4 protein-coding genes are annotated in these 23,525 nt (G+C 71.0%); 1 reads left to right on the top strand and 3 read right to left on the bottom strand.

From position 1 onward, the window contains the following. Positions 1-82: 82 nt before the first annotated feature. Genes LIV37_RS05715 through LIV37_RS05695 form a run of 3 tightly spaced genes read right to left on the bottom strand, consistent with a single transcriptional unit; the run spans position 83 to position 21,812 of the window. Complete coding sequence (locus LIV37_RS05715) at positions 83-6,673, bottom strand: type I polyketide synthase (protein WP_121825780.1); 6,591 nt, start codon at positions 6,671-6,673, stop codon at positions 83-85. A 47-nt stretch (positions 6,674-6,720) separates the two neighbouring features. Beyond that, positions 6,721-21,111, bottom strand: a complete 14,391-nt coding sequence (locus LIV37_RS51695) for a type I polyketide synthase (RefSeq protein ID WP_020866144.1) — start codon at positions 21,109-21,111, stop codon at positions 6,721-6,723. A 41-nt stretch (positions 21,112-21,152) separates the two neighbouring features. After that, complete coding sequence (locus LIV37_RS05695) at positions 21,153-21,812, bottom strand: hypothetical protein (RefSeq protein WP_121825781.1); 660 nt, start codon at positions 21,810-21,812, stop codon at positions 21,153-21,155. Positions 21,813-22,058: 246 nt separating this feature from the next. Here LIV37_RS05695 and LIV37_RS05690 point away from each other — a divergent pair, with 246 nt between their 5' ends. Further along, a complete protein-coding gene (locus LIV37_RS05690) occupies positions 22,059-23,456 on the top strand; it encodes a M28 family metallopeptidase (RefSeq protein WP_121826221.1) in 1,398 nt (465 codons plus the stop codon). The last annotated feature ends 69 nt before the right edge of the window (positions 23,457-23,525 follow it).

The raw sequence follows: 23,525 nt of genomic DNA, 5'->3' as shown, positions 1-23,525 counted from the left end.
AACCCGATCGTCACGGCTGTCCTGATTGAGCGGTCCTGGTCCAGTCGTCCTGGTCCAGTGGTGCTGATTCATCGGTCCTGATTCATCGGAGACCGTCGTCGGAGGGGACGGTCAGCTCGTTGTCGAGCGCCCGGAACAAGTCCTCGTCGCTGGCCGACGCCAGATCCTCCTCGGCGCTGTCGTCGCCGTCCGCGTCCTGCCACGGGCCGTCCGCCTTGCGCAGCAGCTCCCGCAACCGCGCCGCGATCCGGGCCCGCTGCTCCCGGTCGGCGATCCCCCCGGCCAAGGCGGCGTCGAGGGAGTCGAGGCCGGTGAGGAGCGACTCCGTCGACGCCGCCCCGGCCGGAACCAGGCGTTCCTCCAACAGCCGCACCACCGCGGTGGGCGTGGGGTGGTCGAAGACCAGCGTGGCGGGCAGCCGCAGACCGGTGGCGGCGCCCAGCCGGTTGCGCAGCTCCACGGCGGTCAGCGAGTCGAAGCCCAGTTCCCGGAAGTTCTGGGCGGGGTGGATGGCATCCGCGGTGTCATGGCCCAGCACCGTCGCCGTGGCGTTGCGCACCAGCTTGAGGAGCGCCTGCTGCCGGTCCTCCCCGGACATGGCGGCGAACGCCTCGGCCGGTGCCGCCCCGCCCGAGGCGACGGCTGCGGTGGCCGCTTGCGGGGCGGCGCCGCGCACCAGGCTCCTGAAGAGGGGCGGCAGATCGTCGGCGTGGGCCTCACGCCGCATGGTGGCCAGGTCGAGCCGGATGGGCGCCAGGTTCGGCAGGCCGCTGTCGAGCGCGATGTCGAGCAGTGCGAGGCCCTGTTCGGTCTCCAGCCCCATCATCCCGGCCCGCGCCAGCCGTGCCCGGTCGGTGTCCGTCATGCCACCGGTCATGCCGGTGGCCTGGGCCCAGTACCCCCAGGCCAGGGAGGTGGCGGGCAGGCCCTGGGCATGACGGTGCACGGCGAGCGCGTCCAGGAAGGCGTTGGCCGCCGCGTAGTTGCCCTGGCCCGCGGCGCCCAGCAGCCCGGCCGCCGCGGAGAACAACACGAACGCCGACAGCCCGGCGTCGCGGGTGAGTTCATGCAGATTCCACGCCGCGTCGGCCTTCGCCCGCAGCACCTCATCGAGCTGATCGGGCGTGAGCGCCTCGACCGTGGCATCGCGCAGCAGCCCGGCGGCGTGGACGACGGCGGTGAGCGGATGGTGGTCGGGCACGGTCTCCAGCAGCTTGGCCAGGGCGGCCCGGTCGGCCGCGTCACACGCCACGATGGAGACGCACGCGCCGAGCTCGGTCAGTTCGGCCGCCAGCTCCGTGGCCGCCGGAGCGTCGGGGCCCCGGCGGCTGATGAGCAGCAGCCGCCGTACGTCGTGGTGGACCACCAGATGGCGGGCGGTGGCGGCGCCGAGGGCGCCCGTACCACCGGTGATGAGGACCGTGCCCTCCGGGTCGAGGGCGGTCGGGAGCGTCAGCACGATCTTGCCGATGTGGCGGGCCTGGCTGAAGTAGCGGAACGCCTCGGGGGCCCGGCGGATGTCCCACAGCGTGGTCGGCAGCGGTTGCAGTGCCCCGTTCTCGAACAGTGTCGACAACTCGGCCAGCAACTGCTGAATGCGGTCCGGACCCGCCCCGCCGACCAGGTCGAACGCGCGATAGACGACCCCCGGATACTGGCCGCCGACCTGCTCGGGATCGCGGACGTCGGTCCGGCCCATGTCGATGAAACGACCGCGGGGCGCCAGCAGCCGCAACGACGCGTCCATGAAGTCACCGGCCAGGGAGTTGAGCACCACGTCGACCGATCCGGCGGCGGCGCGGAACCGCTCCTCGAAGTCGAGGGTGCGCGAGGAGGCGATATGGCGGTCGTCGAAACCGCGCTCCCGCAGGGCGTGCCACTTCGCGGGTCCCGCCGTGGCGTACACCTCGGCCTGCCAGTGGTGGGCCAGCTGCACGGCCGCCAGGCCCACTCCGCCGGTGGCCGCGTGCAGCAGCAGCTTCTCCCCGGCCCGCAGCCCAGCGAGATCGGCGAGACCGTAGTAGGCCGTGAGAAAGGCCGACGGTGTGGTGGCCGCCTGCGCGTAGGACCACCCCTCGGGGATCCTGGTGATCATCCGGACGTCGGTGACGACCGGCGACCCGGTGCCGTTGAACAGGCCCATGACCCGGTCGCCCTCCGCGAACTCCGCGGTGCCGGGCCCCACTTCGACGACCACACCGGCCCCGTCGCCGCCCAGTGGCCTGGGGTCCTCCACCATGCCCAGCGCCACCACGACGTCATGGAAGTTCACCCCGCCCGCCCGAAGCGCCACCCGGACCTCGCCCCGGCCCAGCGGGCGGGCGTTGTCCGGGCAGTCGACCAGCGCCAGCTGGTCCAGGCTGCCGTGGCCGGTCAGCCCCAGACGCCACGTGGCCGACCCCTCCGGCGGGGTGAGCCGCTTGGCCGCGTCGTCGTGGACCAGCCGTGGTACGTACGCCACCCCGTCCCGCAGCGCCAGCTGGGGCTCGCCCGATGCCACGGCGTCGGCCAGGGCCCGCGGTGAGGCGTCCCGACCGTCGAGGTCGAGCAGCAGGACCCGGCCGGGGTTCTCCGACTGGGCGCTGCGCACCAGACCCCATACGGCGGAGGCGGGCAGATCGTGGACATCGTCATGGCTCTGCGGGGCGGCCGCCCCACGGGTGACCACCGCCAACCGGGCGTCGGTGAATTCAGGGGCGGCGAGGAACTCCCGCAACACCCCGAGGGCCGCCCTGCCCAGGTCATGGGCGCGCTCCGCCGGATCGCCCCGGCCATCCGCGGAAGAGCCGAAGAAGGCGAACACCACGTCGGGGGCCGGTGCTTGATCCGCCACGGCCGCCCGCACGGCGGCGAGGTCCGGCAGGTGGGAGGCATCGGGCAGCGCGTCGGTGAGGGGACCGCCGCTCGGACCGATCACGGCAGAACGGCAGGCGGGGGCGGTCTCGGCCGGTGTCATCCGCGTCCAGGCCGGCTGGAACAGCGAATTCCTGCCCGCCGCACGGGCCCGGCCCAACTGCCCTTCCGGCACCGGGCGCAGGATCAGATCGTCCACGACGGCCACTGCCGCGCCGGTCGGATCGGCCGCGAGCAGGCTGAGCCGGTCCGATGCCGTCGGGGTGATGCGGATCCGCAGGGTGTCCGCGCCGGTGGCACGCAGCCGCAGACCGCTCCAGGTGAACGGGAGCAGGATCCGGTGCGCGTCCTCGGAACCGGGGGCGACGTCCAGGGCACGGGCGTGCAGCGCGGCGTCGAACAGGGCGGGATGGATGCCGTACGCGGCCGCGCCCTCGCGCTCCCCTTCGGGCAGGGACACCTCGGCGTAGACGTCGCCGTCCAGCCGCCACGCGGCGGTGAGGCCCTGGAAGGACGGTCCGTAGTGGTATCCGTGGTCGGCGAGCTGCCCGTAGAAGTCCTCGACGGGCAGCGCTGTCGCCCCAGGTGGCGGCCAGACGCCCTCCAGGGCACGGGAGTTGGGCGCGGCGGAAGTGGCGAGTGCACCGGTGGCATGCCGGGTCCAAGCAGTGTCGCCGGTATCGGCCGCCGGCCGTGAATGCACCGTGATCGGACGCTCACCGGTGTGATCGGGAGCGGCCACGGCGATCTGCACATCGACCGCCTCGCCCTGCGGAATCACCAGTGGCGCGTGCAGGGTCAGCTCCGCCACATGGTCACAGCCGGTGCGCGCGGCCGCGTGCAGGGCGAGCTCGGCGAACGCGGTGCCCGGCAGCAGGACGGTGTCCAGCACCCGGTGGTCGTTCAGCCACGGATGGCTCCGTGGCGACAGGCGGCCGGTCAGCAGATGGGCGCCGCCCTCCGCGAGTTCCACGGCGGCGCCGAGCAGCGGATGCTCCGCGGACCCCAGCCCGAGGTCGCCCGGGTCGCCACTGTGGCCACCCCGCCCGTCCAGCCAGTACCGCCGCCGCTGGAAGGCGTAGGTGGGCAGGTCGAGGACGCGGGGCGCGGGGTCGGTTGGGAACCAGCGGGTCCAGTCGACGCTGACTCCGGCGGTGAACGCCTGCGCCACCGACCGCATCAACTGGGCGTGGTCGCCATGGTCCCGGCGCAGGGTCGGCACCGCGGCCGCGGGCACACCGGCTTCCTCGAAGGTCTCCTGCATGCCGATGGTGAGGACGGGGTGGGTGCTGGCTTCGATGAACACGCGGTGGCCGTCGTCGAGGAGTGCTCGTACGGCGTCGGCGAAGCGCACTCGTTCGCGGAGGTTCTTGACCCAGTACGCGGTGTCGAGTCCGCCGGTGTCCATGCGGGTGCCGGTGACGGTCGAATAGAACTCCACTTCCGCCTGGACGGGTTCGATCCCCGACAGCACCGCCCTCAACTCATCGGTGATTCCGTCGACTTGGGTGCTGTGGGAGGCGTAGTCGACGTCGATGAGGCGGGCGCGGTGGCCTGTTTGTTCGCAGGTGGTGACGGTGTGGGTGACTTGTTCGGGTGGTCCGGAGATGACGACGGAGTTGGGTCCGTTGATGGCGGCGATGGCGACGTTGTGGGCGTCTTTGCCGAGTTCGGTGAGGAACTCCTCTGCCTGGTTTTGGCTGAGGGTGAGGGAGGCCATGGTGCCGTGGCCGGTGAGGTGGCGGAGGGCGTGGGCGCGGAGGGCGACGATGCGGGCGCCTTCGTCGAGGGAGAGGGCTCCGGCGACGCAGGCGGCGGCGATTTCGCCTTGGCTGTGGCCGACGACGGCGGCGGGGGTGACGCCGTGGTGGTCCCATACGGCGGCCAGGGAGACCATGATGGCCCACAGGAGGGGCTGGACGACGTCGACGCGGGCGAGGTCGGCGGTGTTGATTCCGCCGCGGAGGGCTTCGGTGAGGGACCAGTTGATGTGGGGGGTGAGGGCTTGTTCGCATTCGGCCACGCGGGTGGCGAAGACGGGTGAGGCGTCCAGGAGTCCGGCGCCCATGCCGAGCCATTGGGAGCCCTGGCCGGGGAAGACCAGGACTGGGCCCATACCGAGGCTGGTGGTGGTGCTCGGTTCGATGATGGTGGGGTGGGTGTTGCCGGTGGCCAGGGCGTTGAGTCCGGTCAGGAGTTCGTCGCGGTGTTGGCCGACGATGACGGCGCGGTGGTCGAAGACGGACCGGGTGGTGATGAGTGACCAGCCGACGTCCTCCGCTGACGCCTCCGGGTCGGTGGCCACCCGTTCGGCCAGTGCCCGGGCCTGACCGCGCAACGCCTCGGCGCCACGCCCGGACACCACCCACGGCACCACACCACCCGCCGAAATCCCGCCCCCCGAGGTGTCCGATGCGGTGGCGACCTCGGCCGGTTCGGGGGCCTGCTCCAGGATCAGATGGGCGTTCGTACCGGAGATCCCGAACGCGGACACACCGGCCCGGCGCGGACGCTCCCCACGCGGCCACGCGACCGGCTCGGCCAGCAGCCGCACCGCACCCGACGCCCAGTCTGCGTGCGGCGTCGGCTCGTCGATGTGGAGCGAGGCGGGCAGCAGCTCATGTCGCATCGCCATCACCATCTTGATCACACTGGCCGCACCGGCCGCGGCCTGGGTGTGCCCCAGGTTGGACTTGATCGAGCCCAGCCACAGCGGCCGGTCCTCCGGCCTGCCCTGTCCGTAGGTGGCCAGCAGCGCCTGCGCCTCGATCGGATCGCCGAGGGTGGTCCCGGTGCCATGTCCGTCGACCGCGTCCACCTCGGCGGTGGACAGCTGCGCGTTGGCCAGGGCCTGCCGGATCACCCGCTGCTGCGAGGGCCCGTTCGGCGCCGTCAGACCATTCGACGCACCGTCCTGGTTGACCGCCGAGCCCCGGATCACCCCGAGGACACGGCGGTTGCGGCGCCGCGCCTCACACAGGCGCTCCAGGACGATCAACCCGGCGCCCTCGCCCCATCCGGTGCCGTCGGCGGCCGCCGCGAACGGTTTGCAGCGGCCGTCCGGGGCCATGCCGCGCTGGCGGGAGAACTCGATGAACGCGCCGGGTGTGGCCATCACGGCCACACCACCGGCCAGGGCCAGATCGCATTCGCCGCTGCGCAGCGCCTGACACGCCAGATGGATGGCGACCAGCGACGAGGAACACGCGGTGTCCACCGTGACCGCGGGCCCCTCGAGGCCGAGCGTGTACGCCACCCGCCCTGACACCACACTGCCGAGGTTCCCGGGGCCGACGTAGCCCTCCACCTCGCTGGTGATGTCGCCGATGACCGACAGATAGTCATGCGAGCCCACCCCGGCGAACACGCCGGTGTTGCTGCCGCCCAGCGACGCCCGGTTGAGCCCGGCGCGTTCGAACGCCTCCCACGCGGTCTCCAGCAGCAGCCGCTGCTGGGGGTCCATGGCCTGGGCCTCGCGGGGGCTGATGTCGAAGAAGGCCGCGTCGAACTCGGCCGCGTCGTAACAGAATCCGCCCTGGTCCACATAGGACTTCCCATAGCTTTCGGGATCCGGGTCGAACAGCTCCTCAACGCCCCAACCCCGGTCCGCGGGAAAGCCGGAGACGGCGTCCTCGCCGTCCCGCACCAGCCGCCACAGCTCCTCCGGCGACCGCACCCCGCCCGGATAGCGGCAGGCCATGCCCACGATCGCGATGGGCTCCGGCTCGGCGGACTCGGCCTCCCGCAGACGCTCACGGGTCTGGCGCAACTCGGCCGTGACCCACTTGAGGTGGTCGAGCAGCTTCTCTTCGTTCGACATCTAGCGGAGGCTCCTTGGCGCGTCGCGGAGGATGGGGGTCATCGGGCTCACGACTTTCCGAGCTCGTCGGACTTTCCGAACTCGTCCGAGATGAGGTCGAAAATGTCTTCTGCCGTCGCCGTCTCGAGCTCGCTGTGGGCCGCGGAACGCTCCGTTTCCCGCTCCGTGTCGCTCCACTTGGCCAGCAGCAGCCGCAGTCGCCCGGTGATCCGGCGACGGGCCGCCTCGTCCACCGCCGATGCCTCCGAGACCGAGTCCCACCGGTCGAGCTCCGACAGCAGATGTCCCTCGGAGGTCAGCTGCCCCTCGACCAGCCGCTCGCGCAGACAGTCGGCCAGCTCCTTGGGGGTGGGATGGTCGAAGACCAGAGTGGGCGGAAGGTCGAGACCGGTGGCGGCGGAGAGCCGGTGGCCGAATTCGACGGCCGTGAGGGAGTCGAACCCCAGCTCCTGGAACGGCTGGGCGGGTGGGATCGCGTCGATGGTGGGATGGCCGAGGATCGCGGCGGCGTGCGTCTGGATGTGATGGAGCAGGAGCTGATGCTGCTGGGCGGGGGAGCCGGTGGCCAGCTGCCGCTGAAGCGAGTTGCTCAACGCCGCGTCGGCGTCCGGGGTGACATCGACGCCCGGCGACGCGGCGACGGCCAGGTCGGACAGCAGCGGGCTGGGCCGCTGTGCGGTGAAACCGGCCGGGAACCTCTCCCAGTCGATGTCCGCGATGGTGATCGTGGTGTCGCCGTGGTCCAGGGAGTGCTGGAGCGAGGCGATGGCGAGATCGGTGTCCAGGGGACGCATTCCGCGCCGGCGGTAGTAGTCGATTACGGCCACGTCGGCGGCCATGCCAGCATCGCTCCATGGTGCCCAGGCGAGGCTGGTGGCGGGCAGACCACGGGCGCGGCGGTGCTCGGCGAGGGCGTCGAGATAGGCGTTGGCGGCGGCGTACGAGGGCTGTCGACTACCGCCCCATGCGGCCGCGCCGGACGAGAAGAGCACAAAGGCGCTGAGGTCGAGATCCTCGGTGAGCTCATGCAGATGGGCGGCCGCGAGGGCCTTGGGCCGCAGCACCGCCTCGATCCCCGGAAGGTCCAGCTCGGCGAGCGGGGTGTTCTCCGCGAGCCCCGCGGCGTGGACGACGGTGGTGAGTGGGTGTTCGGCGGGGATGGTGCCGAGGAGGTGCTGGAGTGCGGCGCGGTCGGAGGCGTCGCAGGCGGTGACGGTGACGGCCGCGCCCAACGCGCGGAGGTCTTCGGTGAGTTGGTCGACGCCGGGGGCGTCGGGGCCGGAGCGGCTGATGAGGTGGAGATGGGGTGCGCCGTGGCGGGCGAGCCAGCGGGCCACATGGGCGCCGAGGCCGCCGGTGCCGCCGGTGATCAGGGTCGTACCGGCGGGGCGCCACGCGATGGGCGCGGTGTCCGGGCAGGCGGCCCGCTCCAGACGGCGGGCCAGGGCGGTGGCGCGGATCGCCACCTGGTCCTCGGGCTGGCCGGGCGTCAGCACGGCAGCGATACGGGCGGGGGTACGGGCGTCCACGTCGGCCGGGAGGTCGATCAGACCGCCCCAGAGGTGAGGGTGCTCCAGCGCCGCGACCCGGCCCATACCCCAGATCTGGGCCTGGTGCGGGTGGGGGACCGGATCGGTGACGGTGGCGGCCACCGCACCCTGGGTGACGCACCACAGCGGCGCGATGAGCGGCGCCTGACCGAGGGCCTGGACAACGGCGGCCGTCGCGGCCAGCCCGGTAAGAACGGCCGGGTGGTCGGGGTGAGGCGTCTGATCGAGCGCGAGCAGACTCAGAATGCCCTCGGGTGTGCTGCCGTCGGGGAGGTGCGAGAGCAGTGGGGCGAGGGCGTCGCGTCGGGCGTCCGCGCCGTCGAGCGACAGGACTTCATGGGCCGCGCCATGGGCGTCCAGCGCCTGGACGGTGGCATGGACGGCCGGGTGCTCCTCCTGCCCGGAGGGCACGAGCAGCAGCCAGGTCCCGCTGAGCGTCGGCGTTGTGGCGGGGTCCGGCAGCTGCTTCCACGCGACGCGATAACGCCAGGAGTCGATGGTGGACCGCTCGCGGTGCCGACGCCGCCAGGTCGACAGTACGGGGAGCGCGGGCAGCAGGGCGTCGATGCCGGGGCTGTCCTTGTCCAGCTGGAGTGTGCTGGTGAGGGCGTCGACGTCGAGCTCCTCGATGGCGTCCCAGAGCCTGGCCTCGGCCGGGTGGTGGCCGTTGACACGACCGTCGGCGCGCGGAGCGGGCGGGGCGAGCCAGTAGTGCTGGTGGTGGAAGGCGTAGGTGGGGAGGTCGATGGTGCGGGGGGTGGGGGTGGTGGGGTACCAGCTGGTCCAGTCGACATTGATGCCGGTGGTGTGGAGTTGGGCGAGGGTGTGGGTGAGGGCGTGTGTGTCGGGTTGTTTGTGGGTGAGGGTGGAGGTGATGAGTGGGGTTGGTCGGTTGGTGGGGTTTTGGGTGGTGTGGTGGTGGAGGGTGTGGTGGGTTGCGGTGGTGAGGATGGGGTTGGGGCCGAGTTCGAGGTAGATGCTGGTGTGGGGTGTGGTGTGGGTGATGGCGGGGTGGAAGTGGACGGGTTGGCGGATGTGTTGGGTCCAGTAGTCGGGGGTGGTGATGTGTTCGTCGGCTGGTTGTCCGGTGAGGTTGCTGATGAGGGGGATGGTGGGTGGGTGGTAGGTGAGCTCGCTGATGGCCTGCTTGAAGGGCTGCAGGATGGGGTCCATCAGGGGGGAGTGGAAGGCGTGGCTGACCGTGAGGGCGCGGGTCTTACGGCCACGTTCGGCCCAGGTGGTGCTGATCGCGGTGACGAGGTCGATGGGTCCGGAGATGACGGTGTTGGTGGGGGTGTTGAGGGCGGCGATGCTTACCTGGTTGTTGTGTGTGGCGAGGTCGTCGGCGAGTTCGTCGGGGGTGGCGGTGATGGTGGCCATGCCTCCGCCGTGGGGGAGTTGGCCCATGAGGGTGGCGCGGGTGGCGACGAGGTGGCAGGCGTCGGGGAGGTCGAAGACTCCGGCGATGTGGGCTGCGGCGATTTCGCCGATGGAGTGGCCGATGACGGCGTCGGGTCGTACGCCGAGGGAGTCGAGGAGTCGTGCCAGGGCGATGTGCAGGGCGAAGAGTCCGGCTTGGGCGTAGGTGGTGTGGTCCAGTAGCGCTGTCTGTTCGGGGTCGCGGCTGAAGACCAGCTCCCGTAGCGGGTGTTCGAGATGCGGGTCGAGGAGGGCGCACACCTCGTCGAAGGCTTCGGTGAAGACGGGGAAGCGGTCGTAGAGTTCGGCGCCCATGCCGGGGCGTTGGCTGCCCTGTCCGCTGAACAGGAACACCGTCTGACCGGTGGCCTCGGCGGTGCCGCCGGGGTGCACCAGGCCCGGATGTGGCTTTCCGGTGGCCAGTGCCTCCAGTCCCGCCACCAGCTCTTCGCGGTCCTGGCCGATGACCACCGCCCGGTGGTCGAAGAGCGTCCTGGACCGCAGCAGGGACCACCCCACCTCAGCGGCGCTCACCTCGGGCTCGTCGATGATGTGCCCGGTCAGGGCCCGTGCCTGACCCCGTAGCGCCGCGTCGCTCTGCGCGGAGATCACCCAGGGCACCACACCAGTGGCGGCGTCCGATACGGGGGCGTGCTCGATCGGCTCGGGGGCCTGCTCAAGGATGAGATGGGCGTTCGTACCGGAGATGCCGAAGGAGGAGATTCCCGCCCGGCGGGGCCGTTCGCCCTGGGGCCAGGGGACGGGTTCGGTGAGCAGGCTCAGGTCGCCCGCGCTCCAGTCGACATTCGGGGTCGGTTCGTCGATGTGCAGTGAGGCGGGCAGCACCCCGTGGCGCATCGCCATCACCATCTTGATGACCCCGGCCACTCCGGCGGCGGCCTGCGTGTGGCCGATGTTGGACTTGATGGAACCCAGCCACAGCGGCTGGTCCTCCGGCCTGTCCTGCCCGTACGTGGCCAGCAGCGCCTGCGCCTCGATCGGGTCGCCGAGCGTGGTCCCGGTGCCATGTGCCTCGACGGCGTCCACCTCGGCGGTGGACAGCCGGGCGTTGGCGAGCGCCTGCCGGATCACCCGCTGCTGGGAGGGCCCGTTCGGCGCGGTCAGGCCGTTGCTCGTGCCGTCCTGGTTGACGGCGGAGCCACGGACGACGGCCAGCACCCGGTGGCCGTTGCGCCGCGCGTCCGACAGCCGTTCCAGCAGGACGAGGCCGACGCCCTCGCCCCACACCATGCCGTCCGCCGCGGCCGCGAACGGCTTGCACCGCGCGTCGGGCGCCAGACCGCGCTGGCGGGAGAACTCGATGAACGCGCCCGGGGTGGCCATCACCGTCACCCCGCCGGCCAGGGCCATCGTGCATTCGCCCTGCCGTAGGGCCTGGGCGGCCAGATGCATGGCCACCAGCGAGGACGAGCACGCCGTGTCCACCGTGACCGCCGGGCCTTCGAGGCCGAAGGAGTAGGCCACCCGGCCGGACACCACACTGCCGATATTGCCCGTGGCGACATAGCCTTCGACGTCGCTCGCCGTATCGCCGGTGAGGGAGATGTAGTCCTGGGACGTCACTCCCGCGAACACGCCCGTGTTGCTGCCCGCGAGCGTGTCCCGGTCCAGGCCCGCGCTCTCGAAGGTTTCCCAGGCGGTTTCCAGCAGCAGCCGCTGCTGGGGGTCCATGGCGACCGCCTCGCGCGGGCTGATGCCGAAGAACCCGGGATCGAACTCGGCCGCCTGGTGGAGGAATCCGCCCTCGCGGACGTAGCTCGTCCCCGTGCGGTCGGGATCGGGGTCGTAGAGCGTGTCCAGATCCCAGTTGCGGTCGGTGGGCATCTCCGCGATGGCATCGCGGTGTGCCATCACCAGGTCCCACAGCTCCTTCGGGGAGTGTGCGTCGCCGGGGTAGCGGCAGGCCATGCCGACGATCGCGATCGGCTCGTCCTGGGTGGCCGTGGTGGGGGTGTGAGCGGCGACGGCGATCTGCTGACCCGTGAGTTCGGCGCGCAGATATGTGGCGAGGGCGTTGGGCGTGGGGTGGTCGAAGACCAGCGCGGGTGCGAGGTCGATTCCGGTGGCCGTGGCGAGCTGGTTGCGCAGCTCCACGGCGGTGAGGGAGTCGAACCCGAGCTCCTGGAACGGCTGGGCGGGCGGAATGGCGTCCGGCCCGGAATGCCCCAGGATCGAGGCCGCGAGGGACTGGATCCGCTCGAGGAGGAGCTGGTGCTGCTGCTCGGGGGCGGCGGCGGAGAGCCGCTGCTGGAGCGAGGTGCCTGCGGACGTGCTGACGGTCCGCCCGGTGGAGTGGTCGGCGGCCGTGACCAAGTCGTCGAGTAGCGGGCTGGGGCGCTGGGCGGTGAACGCCGTCGGGAACTTCTCCCAGTCGATGTCCGCCACGGTGACCGTGGTGTCACGGTGGTCCAGGGCGTGCTGGAGCGATGCCACGGCCAGCTCCGGGCTGAGCGGAGACAGGCCGCGCCGCCCGTAGAACGCGAGCGCGGTCTCGTCGGCGGCCATGCCCGCATCGCCCCAGGGGCCCCAGGCGATGCTGGTGGCGGGGAGTCCCCGGGCGCGGCGGTGCTCGGCGAGGGCGTCGAGATAGGTGTTCGCGGCGGCGTAGGCGCCTTGCCGACTGCCGCCCCACGCGGCCGCGCCGGACGAGAAGAGCACGAAGGCGCTGAGGTCGAGCCCCTGGGTCAGCTCATGCAGATGGGTGGCGGCCAGGGCCTTGGGCCCGAGCACATGCCGCAGCCGCTCCGGCCCGAGGTCGGCGATGAGCTCGGTGTCCGACGTTCCGGCGGCGTGGATGACGGTGGTGAGTGGGTGTTCGGCGGGGATGGTGCCGAGGAGGTGCTGGAGTGCGGCGCGGTCGGAGGCGTCGCAGGCGGTGACGGTGACGGCTGCGCCCAACGCGCGGAGGTCTTCGGTGAGTTGGGCGGCGCCGGGGGCGTCGGGGCCGGAGCGGCTGATGAGGTGGAGATGGGGTGCGCCGTGGCGGGCGAGCCAGCGGGCCACATGGGCGCCGAGGCCACCGGTGCCGCCGGTGATGAGCGTGGTGCCCGTGGGCTGCCATGACTTGGGGGCAGTGGTGGGCGCACCGGCCCTACGGAGGCGCCGGGCGTAGCTGCCGGTGGCGCGGATCGCGGTCTGGTCCTCGGGCCCACCGGGGGCGAGCAGGGCGGCCAGACGGTCCGCGGTGTGGTGGTCGATGACGGTCGGAAGGTCGACCAGGCCGCCCCAGCGGCGAGGGTGTTCCAGGGCCGCGGCGCGGCCAAGTCCCCAGATCTGCGCCTGCCGAGGGCTGGGGAGCGGATCGCCGGGGCCGGTGGCGACGGCGCCTTGGGTGAGGCACCACAGGGGCGCCGGGATCTCGGCGTAGCCGAGGGCCTGCACGAGCACGGTGGTCGCGGTCAGCCCGGAGGGCACGGCGGCGTATTGGGGGTGCGGCTCCTCATCGAGGGCGAGCAGGCTCAGGACTCCGGTGGGTTCGCCCTCCGTGGCCAGACGGGTGAGGTGGTCCGCCAAGGCGTCACGATCGACGGTACGGGTGTCGAGCACATGGCGGAGTGGAGTGGCGCCGTGGGCGGTCAGGGCCTGCGTGACGGTTGCCACAGCGGGGTGGTCGGACTGACCGGCGGGGATGATCAGCAGCCAGGTGCCGGAGAGGTCCGGACGCGTGGAAGGAGTGGGGATTGCCTTCCAAGTGGTCTGATACCGCCAGGAATTGATGACCGACCGCTCCCGGTGCCGCCGCCGCCATGCGGACAGCGTCGGAAGAACAGCGCCCAGCATGGGCTGCTGGTCCGCCGGTGAGTCGATGGTCGCCGCCAGGGCTTCCAGATCCTCACGCTCCACCGCCTCCCAGAACTCCCTGTCGACCAGAGCCGTCTCCGTGGGCGCCGGGTCCGAGGAGGAGCCGGACGACAGCCAGTAGTGCTGGTGGTGGAAGGCGTAGGTGGGGAGGTCGATGGTGCGGGGGGTGGGGGTGGCGGGGTACCAGCTGGTCCAGTCGACATCGGCACCGGTGGTGTGGAGTTGGGCGAGGGTGTGGGTGAGGGCGTGTGTGTCGGGTTGTTTGTGGGTGAGGGTGGAGGTGATGAGTGGGGTTGGTCGGTTGGTGGGGTTTTGGGTGGTGTGGTGGTGGAGGGTGTGGTGGGTTGCGGTGGTGAGGATGGGGTTGGGGCCGAGTTCGAGGTAGATGCTGGTGTGGGGTGTGGTGTGGGTGATGGCGGGGTGGAAGTGGACGGGTTGGCGGATGTGTTGGGTCCAGTAGTCGGGGGTGGTGATGTGTTCGTCGGCTGGTTGTCCGGTGAGGTTGCTGATGAGGGGGATGGTGGGTGGGTGGTAGGTGAGCCCGTTGATGGCCTGCTTGAAGGGCTGCAGGATGGGGTCCATCAGGGGGGAGTGGAAGGCGTGGCTGACCGTGAGGGCGCGGGTTTTACGGCCACGTTCGGCCCAGGTGGTGCTGATCGCGGTGACGAGGTCGATGGGTCCGGAGATGACGGTGTTGGTGGGGGTGTTGAGGGCGGCGATGCTTACTCGGTTGTTGTGTGTGGCGAGGTCGTCGGCGAGTTCGTCGGGGGTGGCGGTGATGGTGGCCATGCCTCCGCCGTGGGGGAGTTGGCCCATGAGGGTGGCGCGGGTGGCGACGAGGTGGCAGGCGTCGGGTAGGTCGAAGACTCCGGCGATGTGGGCTGCGGCGATTTCGCCGATGGAGTGGCCGATGACGGCGTCGGGTCGTACGCCGAGGGAGTCGAGGAGTCGTGCCAGGGCGATGTGCAGCGCGAAGAGCCCGGCCTGGGCGTAGGTCGTATGGTCCAGCAGCCCGGTACGCTCCGGGCCGGTGCCGAAGACCACCTGTCGTAGCGGGTGTTCGAGATGCGGGTCGAGGAGGGCGCAGACCTCGTCGAAGGCTTCGGTGAAGACGGGGAAGCGGTCGTAGAGTTCGGCGCCCATGCCGGGGCGCTGGCTGCCCTGTCCGCTGAACAGGAACACCGTCTGACCAGTAGCCTCGGCCGTCTCCCCGCGCTCCACCAGGCCTGGATGTGGCTCTCCGGTGGCCAGTGCCTCCAGCCCCGCCACCAGCTCTTCGCGGTCCTGGCCGATGACCACCGCCCGGTGGTCGAAGAGCGTCCTGGACCGCAGCAGGGACCAGCCGACCTCGGCAGTACTCACCTCGGGGTCGGCGTTCACCCGTTCGGCCAGCGCCCGCGCCTGGCCCCGTAGCGCCTCCGTACCGCGCGCGGACACCACCCACGGCACGGGCCCACCCAGCAGCTCCGCCGAGTCCGCCGAGTCCACTGGTACTGGTCCCACCTCGACGGCTCCGGCCGCCGCCACCAGCTCCTCGGGCGCCTGCTCCACGATGACATGCGCATTGGTCCCGCTGATGCCGAAGGACGAGACACCCGCCCGGCGTGGACGCTCGCCCCGTGGCCACTCCCGCGCCTCGGTCAGCAGGCGGACATCGCCCGCGTTCCAGTCCACATGGGGTGTCGGTTCGTCGATGTGCAGTGACGTGGGCAGCACCGCATGGCGCATCGCCATCACCATCTTGATGACCCCGGCCACTCCGGCGGCGGCCTGCGTGTGGCCGATGTTGGACTTGATGGAACCCAGCCACAGCGGCTGGTCCTCCGGCCTGTCCTGCCCGTACGTGGCCAGCAGCGCCTGCGCCTCGATCGGATCCCCGAGCGTGGTTCCGGTGCCGTGTCCCTCCACCACATCGATCTCCGATGGCGACAGCCGGGCGTTGGCGAGCGCCTGGCCGATCACCCGCTGCTGCGAGGGCCCGTTCGGTGCGGTCAGGCCGTTGCTCGTACCGTCCTGGTTGACCGCGGAGCCCCGGATCACGGCCAGCACCCGATGGCCCTTGCGCCGCGCGTCCGACAGCCGTTCCAACAGCAGAAGCCCGGCGCCCTCGCCCCAGCCGGTGCCGTCGGCCGCCGACGCGAACGGCTTGCACCGGCCGTCGGCCGCCAGACCGCGCTGGCGGGAGAACTCGATGAAGGTGGTCGGCGTGGCCATCACCGTCACGCCACCCGCCAGCGCCATCGTGCATTCGCCCTGCCGCAGCGCCTGGGCCGCCAGATGCATGGCCACCAGCGAGGACGAGCACGCCGTGTCCACCGTCACCGCGGGGCCCTCGAGACCGAACGCATACGCCACCCGGCCGGACATGACACTCGGCGTACCGCCCGCGAGCAGATACCCCTCGACCTCCCGCGCCGAGGAGCTGCCGGAGGCGCCGTAGCCCTGATAGGTGCCGCCGGCGAAGACGCCGGTGTTGCTCCCGGCGAGCGTGTCCCGGTCCAGGCCCGCGCTTTCGAAGGTCTCCCAGGCGGTTTCCAGGAGCAGCCGCTGCTGGGGGTCCATGGCGAGCGCCTCACGCGGGCTGATGCCGAAGAACGTCGCGTCGAACCCGGACGCGTCGTGGAGGAATCCGCCCTCGCGCGCATAGCTGGTACCCAGACGCTCGGGGTCGGGATCGAAGAGGGTGTCCAGATCCCAGCCGCGGTCGGCGGGCATCTCCCCGATGGCGTCCCGGCCCGCGACGACCAGCTGCCACAGCTCCTGCGGCGAGCGCACACCGCCCGGGTACCGGCAGGCCATGCCGACGATCGCGATCGGTTCGTCGTCGGCGGCCACGGACGACGTGTGAGTGGTGACGGCGGCCTTCTGCCCCGTGAGTTGGGCGCCCAGATACGTGGCGAGAGCGTTCGGCGTCGGATGGTCGAAGACCAGCGCCGGAGCGAGGGTGAGCCCGGTCGTGGCGGCGAGCTGGTTGCGCAGCTCGACCGCGGTGAGGGAGTCGAAGCCGAGCTCCTGGAAGGGCTGCCCCGGGGGAACCGCGTCCAGGCCGGAGTGGCCGAGGATCGTCGCGGCCAGGGTCTGGACATGGCGGACCAGGATCTGATGGCGCTGCGTGGCGGGCACCGCGCTGAGCTGTTGCCGCAGCGGATTGTCGTCGGCGGTGGCCGTGGGCGCGGTGGGCTCCGCGCTCGACGGCATCAGACGGGTGAGGAACGGACTCGGGCGCTGCGCGGTGAACGTACGGCCGAACTTCTCCCAGTCGACATCCGCGATCGTGACGCTGGTGTCGTCGTGTGTGAGGGCGTGATGCAGGGACGCGATGGCGAGGCCGGTCGGGAGAGGGGAGAGGCCCCGCCGTTTGAGGTGGGAGAGTGTGTGCTGGTCGGCGGCCATGCCCGCCTCACCCCACGGCCCCCAGGCGAGGCTGGTGGCGGGCAGACCCCGGGCCCGGCGGTGTTCGGCGAGCGCGTCCAGGTAGGTGTTCGCGGCGGCGTAGGCGGCCTGTTGTCCGCTGCCCCATGTCGCGGCGTTCGACGAGAAGAGAACGAAGGCCGTGAGCTCCAGATCCTGGGTGAGGTCGTGCAGATGAGCGGCGGCCAGGGCCTTGGACCGCAGAACGGGCTGTAACCGCCCGGGGTCCAGCTCGCCGATCTGACCCAGTTCCATCGTGCCGGCGGTGTGGACGACCGCGGTGAGGGGGTGTTCGGCGGGGACGCCGTCGATGAGCCGCCGGAGCGCGGCGTGGTCGGAGACATCGCAGGCGGAGATGGTGACCTCTGCCCCCAGCGCGGTGAGCTCCTCGCCGAGCTCGGACGCGCCGGGCGCGTCGGGACCGGAACGGCTGACGAGGTGGAGACGGGGTGCGCCCCGGTCGGCCAGCCAGCGGGCGACCTGGGCGCCGAGACCGCCGGTGCCACCGGTGATGAGCGTGGTGCCCGACGGCTCCCAGGGAGCGGGGGCGGGGGCGGTGTCGGCGACGGGCACACGGGTGAGGCGGCGTGCGTACGTACCGGTGGTGCGGATGGCGACCTGGTCCTCGGGCTGCCCGGGGACGAGCAGGGCCGCCAGCCGACCCGCGGTGTGGTGGGTCATGGCGCCGGGCAGATCGATGAGACCGCCCCAGCGCTGCGGATGCTCCAGCGCGGCCACCCGGCCGAAACCCCAGATCTGCGACTGCTCGGGGTGGGGGAGGAAGTCGCTGCGGCCGGTGGCGACAGCGCCCTGCGTGACGCACCACAGGGGCGCGCTGATTCCGGCGTCATCGAGAGCCTGGAGGAGGGCTGTGGTGGCGCCGAGCCCGGCGGACACCGCGGAGTGGCCGGCGAGCGGTTTCTGGTCGAGGGCGAGCAGGCTGATGGCTCCGGCGGGTTGCGACTCATCGGTCAGCCGGTCGAGGCGTTCGCGGAGCCTGGCGCGATCGATGTCATGAGCGTCGACCGCGTACGGGAGCGCCGTGGCGCCGTGCGCCCGCAGCGCCTGGAGGGTGACCTGGACCGTGGCGTGCTCCTCCTGCCCGGCCGGGAGGACCACCAGCCAGCTGCCCGTCAAGGCCGGGGCGGCCGGGTCGGGGAGCTGCTGCCACGTGACCCGGTAGCGCCAGGAGTCGATGGTGGAGCGTTCACGGTGTTGTCGCCGCCAGGCGGACAGTACGGGGAGCGCGGGCAGCAGGGCGTCGATGCCGGGGCTGTCCTTGTCCAGCTGGAGTGTGCTGGTGAGGGCGTCGACGTCGAGCTCCTCGATGGCATGCCAGAGCTGCGCCTCGGCCGGGTCCCCGGCAGCCCCCTCGAAGCTCGTACGGGCGGTGGGCGGGGCCAGCCAGAAGCGCTGGTGCTGGAAGGCATACGTCGGCAACCCGACGACCTGAGGGGCCGGGTCGGTGGGGTACCAGCTGGTCCAGTCGACATTGATGCCGGTGGTGTGGAGTTGGGCGAGGGTGTGGGTGAGGGCGTGTGTGTCGGGTTGTTTGTGGGTGAGGGTGGAGGTGATGAGTGGGGTTGGTCGGTTGGTGGGGTTTTGGGTGGTGTGGTGGTGGAGGGTGTGGTGGGTTGCGGTGGTGAGGATGGGGTTGGGGCCGAGTTCGAGGTAGATGCTGGTGTGGGGTGTGGTGTGGGTGATGGCGGGGTGGAAGTGGACGGGTTGGCGGATGTGTTGGGTCCAGTAGTCGGGGGTGGTGATGTGTTCGTCGGCTGGTTGTCCGGTGAGGTTGCTGATGAGGGGGATGGTGGGTGGGTGGTAGGTGAGCCCGTTGATGGCCTGCTTGAAGGGCTGCAGGATGGGGTCCATCAGGGGGGAGTGGAAGGCGTGGCTGACGGTCAGTGTCCTGGTCTTGCGGCCTTTGGCTGCCCAGGTGGTGCTGATGTCGGTGACGAGGTCGATGGGTCCGGAGATGACGGTGTTGGTGGGGGTGTTGAGGGCGGCGATGCTTACCTGGTTGTTGTGTGTGGCGAGGTCGTCGGCGAGTTCGTCGGGGGTGGCGGTGATGGTGGCCATGCCTCCGCCGTGGGGGAGTTGGCCCATGAGGGTGGCGCGGGTGGCGACGAGGTGGCAGGCGTCGGGGAGGTCGAAGACTCCGGCGATGTGGGCTGCGGCGATTTCGCCGATGGAGTGGCCGATGACGGCGTCGGGTCGTACGCCGAGGGAGTCGAGGAGTCGTGCCAGGGCGATGTGCAGGGCGAAGAGTCCGGCTTGGGCGTAGGTGGTGTGGTCCAGTAACGCCGCCTGGTCGGGGTCGCGGCTGAAGACCAGCTCCCGTAGCGGGTGTTCCAGATGCGGGTCGAGGAGGGCGCACACCTCGTCGAAGGCTTCGGCGAAGACGGGGAAGCGGTCGTAGAGTTCGGCGCCCATGCCGGGGCGTTGGCTGCCCTGTCCGCTGAACAGGAACACCGTCTGACCGGTGGCCTCGGCGGTGCCGCCGGGGTGCACCAGACCCGGATGTGGCTTTCCGGTGGCCAGTGCCTCCAGTCCCGCCACCAGCTCTTCGCGGTCCTGGCCGATGACCACCGCCCGGTGGTCGAAGAGCGTCCTGGACCGCAGCAGGGACCACCCCACCCCCGAGGCGCTCGCCCCCGGGTCGGCGTTCACCCGTGCCACCAGCGCCCGCGCCTGGCCCCGTAGCGCCTCCGTACCGCGCGCGGACACCACCCACGGCACCGGCCCGCTTACCGGCCAACCCACAGGCCCACCCATCGGCCCATCCACCGGCTTCACCGACTCCACGGGCCCCGCCTCGACGGCTCCAACCTCCGCCTCGCCGTCCCCCTCCGGAGCCTGCTCCAGGATCAGATGGGCGTTCGTCCCGCTGATGCCGAACGACGAGACCCCCGCCCGCCGCGGATGCTCGCCCCGCGGCCACTCCCGGGCCTCGGTCAGCAGATGGACATCGCCCGCGTTCCAGTCCACATGGGGTGTCGGCTCGTCGATGTGCAGCGAGGCGGGGAGCACCTCGTGGCGCATCGCCATCACCATCTTGATGACTCCGGCCGCACCCGCGGCCATCTGTGCGTGGCCGATGTTGGACTTGATGGAACCCAGCCACAGCGGGCGCCCCTCGGGCCGCTCCTGGCCGTACGTGGCCAGCAGCGCCTGCGCCTCGATCGGATCGCCCAGCGACGTACCCGTACCGTGCGCCTCCACCGCGTCCACCTCGGACGGTGACAGCCGGGCGTTGGCGAGCGCCTGCCGGATGACTCGTTGCTGTGAGGGTCCGTTCGGCGCGGTCAGGCCGTTGCTGGCGCCGTCCTGGTTGACCGCCGTGCCCCGGATCACGGCCAACACCTGGTGGCCGTTGCGCCGCGCGTCCGACAGCCGTTCCAGCAGCAGGACACCCACGCCCTCGGCCAGGGTCATGCCGTCGCTGTTGGCCGAGAATGCCTTGGACCTGCCGTCCGGCGCGAGCCCCCGCAACTCGCTGAAGCCGATGAACGGTGCCGTCGAGGACATCACGGCCACGCCCCCGGCGAGCGCCATATCGCATTCGCCCTGCCGGATCGCCTGACAGGCCAGATGCATGGCGACCAGGGAGGAGGAGCACGCGGTGTCCACCGTCACCGCGGCCCCCTCCAGACCGAGGGTGTACGCCACCCGGCCGGACACCACGCTGGCGGAGTTGCCGATGGTGAAGTAGCCGGCCGAGCCCTCGGGCACCTGGGAGGCGTCGGAGCAGTAGTCGAGGTGATCGCAGCCGATGAAGGTGCCGGTCCGGCTGCCCCGCAGCGATTCCGGGTCGACCCCGGCGTGCTCGATGGCCTCCCAGGACGCCTCAAGTGCCAGCCGCTGCTGTGGCGCCATTCCGAGCGCCTCGCGGGGGCTGATACCGAAGAACGTGGCGTCGAATCCCGCGGGGTCGTCGATGAAGCCGCCCTCGCGCGTATAACTCGTCCCCGGGTGCTCCGGATCGGGGTGGAAGAGATTCTCCAGATCCCAATTGCGGTCGGTGGGGAGTTCCGAAATGGCGTCCCGCTCCGTGGCGACGAGTTGCCACAGCTCTTCGGGGGACCGCACACCGCCGGGGAAGCGGCAGGACATCCCCACGATGGCGACAGGCTCATGCCCCGCGGACTCGACATCCCTCAGACGGCGCTGCGTCTGCCGGAGATCCGCCGTCACCCGCTTCAGATAGTCGAGCAGCTTCTCTTCGTTGCTCGCCATGGTCGGCCACCCCCACTTCCCTCGGTCCGGAACGCTGAACGCTATTGGCGGCGGCAGTCGTAACTGCCGTGCAAAGTACTTCCGTCGGGGAAGGTGAAGCTCGTGGTGTCCTTGAAATGCCCCGGTCCGAGGACCTGGTAGTCATCCTTGAGGTCCAGCTGCACGCCCGTTGTCTGCCCCGAGGCATTCGGTGTGATCACCTGGGTGAGGGGGCCCTTGAATATCAGATGGCCGTCGTTCCAGCCGGACGAGGTGTAGTTTCCGGAGGAACCCCAGTTGTCGTGGTACTGGGTGATGAATTTCCCGTCCACGGGATTCCAGCCGAACGACGAACGGCCGACCACGCTTCCGGGTTCGAGCGTGGCGTCCGTGTAGAGGTAATGCCCGCCCATGGCCCGCCTGGTGTTCAGCTTCAGCACTGCCGGCTTTCCGCCCGGCGGTGGGGTGTAGTCGCAGGTGTAGGAGCCGAGCAGAAAGTCCAGATCGCGGACCTGCGGCGGAGCGGGGAGCGGACTCCTGCCGCGCGGCGGTTTGGCTCTGGTATCGGGCTCGGCGTTCACCGGGGAGACCGTGAGCGCGATCAGGCTCACCGCGGCCACACCCACGACACCGGCCGGGACCTGCCGGGTCCACCTCCTCCGCCGGGCCGTGCCCCGCGGTTCCCGGTTCCGGTTCCGTTCCTCCGAGCTTTCGGTACGCACACTCGACTCCCAACCGTCAATCGGGCGCTGACCTGCGGCTGAGCCGCCTGTTCTGCGGCTTGTCCGGATACGGCGACCATCATTTGTGCCGTCGCCAAAGTGGGGCTAACGCCCGGCTTGGCCTCCTCCCGGACGAGGCGTGGCCGCCTCCCGAACGAGAAAAAGAAGAGCGCTGGCCTCGCATTAGCCCAGCTTTAGCCCGCCCACCGACCATGAATGCCGACCATGGCGATGCGGAGGATGACGATGAGCGGCTGGCCGGAGCTGGAGAAGTACATCGATCGTGCCCCCACCTCGAAGGAGATGATGGCCTGGATCGAACTGATCGTCAGCCAGGGCATTCGCCGGGCGGGCTATCCGGCCGACGGCTGGACCGAGGAGTGGGCCGCCGAACAATTCCGGGAGACGGGCCTGGAGGACGTACGGCTCGAGCCGCTGGACACGCCCATCTGGCGGCCGCGGTCCGCCGCCTTCGAGATCTGGCCCACCGGCCGGCCCGACGAGGTCATCCGCTTCGAGGGACTCGCCCTTCCGTACACCACCCCGACCGAGGGCACCGAGGGCCCGCTGGTGCGGATGGAGGACGGGGAGGTGCGGGGCTCCATCGCGGTCCAGGAGATCGGCTTCACCCGGCTGCCGCAGACCGAGGTGCAGGCCCGGGCCACCGGCTCCTACGACCCCGAGGGCGTCTTCCCCGACCTCGTCCAGACCGTGCCCTTCGACCTCCCCCATGTGCTGGACTTCGACATCGCCGTCAAGGACGGCGCCACGGCCTACGTCGGCCTGCTCACCGGGCTGCCCTGGGAGACCAGCGACTTCTACTGGCCCTATGACGCCGAGCGGCGCTCCATCCCCGGCATCTGGCTGAGCGGCAAGGACGGGCAGCGGGTCCGCGAGCTGATGGCGTCGGGGGAGTGCGAGGGCCGGATCGTCTCCGATGCCACCATCACCGAGGAGACCACCCACAATGTGGTGGGCACCCTGCCCGGCGCCTCCGACCACTGGGTGATCGTCGGTTCACACCACGACGGTCCCTGGGCATCCGCCGTGGAGGACGCCTCCGGGGTGGCGCTAGTCCTGGCGCAGGCGAAGTTCTGGGCGTCGGTGCCCGAGGAACTGCGCCCGCACAACATGCTGTTCGTACTGACGTCCGGCCATATGGCGGGCGCCGCGGGCACCCAGGCGTTCATCGCGGCGCACCCCGAGCTGTTCCCCCAGGTCGTCCTCGAAATGCATCTGGAGCACGCCGCACGCCAGGCCGAGGTGGTCGACGGGGAGGTCGTGCCCACCGACGACCCCGAGGTGCGCTGGTGGTTCACCACCCAGGCGCCCCAGCTGGAAGAGCTGGTGGCCGAGTCGCTGGCGGCGGAGGACCTGCGCCGCTCGTGGATCCTGTCGCCGACCGCCTTCGCGCCGAACCCGGCCACCGACGGCGCCTACTTCTACTACACGGGTGTGCCGCTGGTGCAGCTGATCACCACGCCCATGTACATCTTCGATCCGCGGGACACCCCGGACAAGGTGGACGAGCAGAGCCTGGTGCCACTCACCAAGGGAGCGGCGCGGATCATCGCCGGTACGGCGGGCTGTGAGCCCGACACCCTCCGGGTGCCGATCCAGACCGCGGCCGACGAGACGGAGTAGGACCGCCGGCGGAAGACCGTCGGTGGAGTAGGGCCGTCGGCGGAAGACAGTCGGCGGACTGGGCCCGCC

Origin of the sequence: Streptomyces rapamycinicus NRRL 5491 (genome assembly GCF_024298965.1) — a bacterium.
Lineage (GTDB): Bacteria > Actinomycetota > Actinomycetes > Streptomycetales > Streptomycetaceae > Streptomyces > Streptomyces rapamycinicus.
Note: the sequence above shows the minus strand (reverse complement) of the source record. Positions and strands in the feature narration are given on the sequence as shown.

Coding starts and splice junctions, on each gene's coding strand:
- LIV37_RS05715 (WP_121825780.1), bottom strand. CDS start 6,673: ATGTCGAACGAAGAGAAGCTGCTCGACCACCTCAAGTGGGTCACGGCC.
- LIV37_RS51695 (WP_020866144.1), bottom strand. CDS start 21,111: ATGGCGAGCAACGAAGAGAAGCTGCTCGACTATCTGAAGCGGGTGACG.
- LIV37_RS05690 (WP_121826221.1), top strand. CDS start 22,059: ATGAGCGGCTGGCCGGAGCTGGAGAAGTACATCGATCGTGCCCCCACC.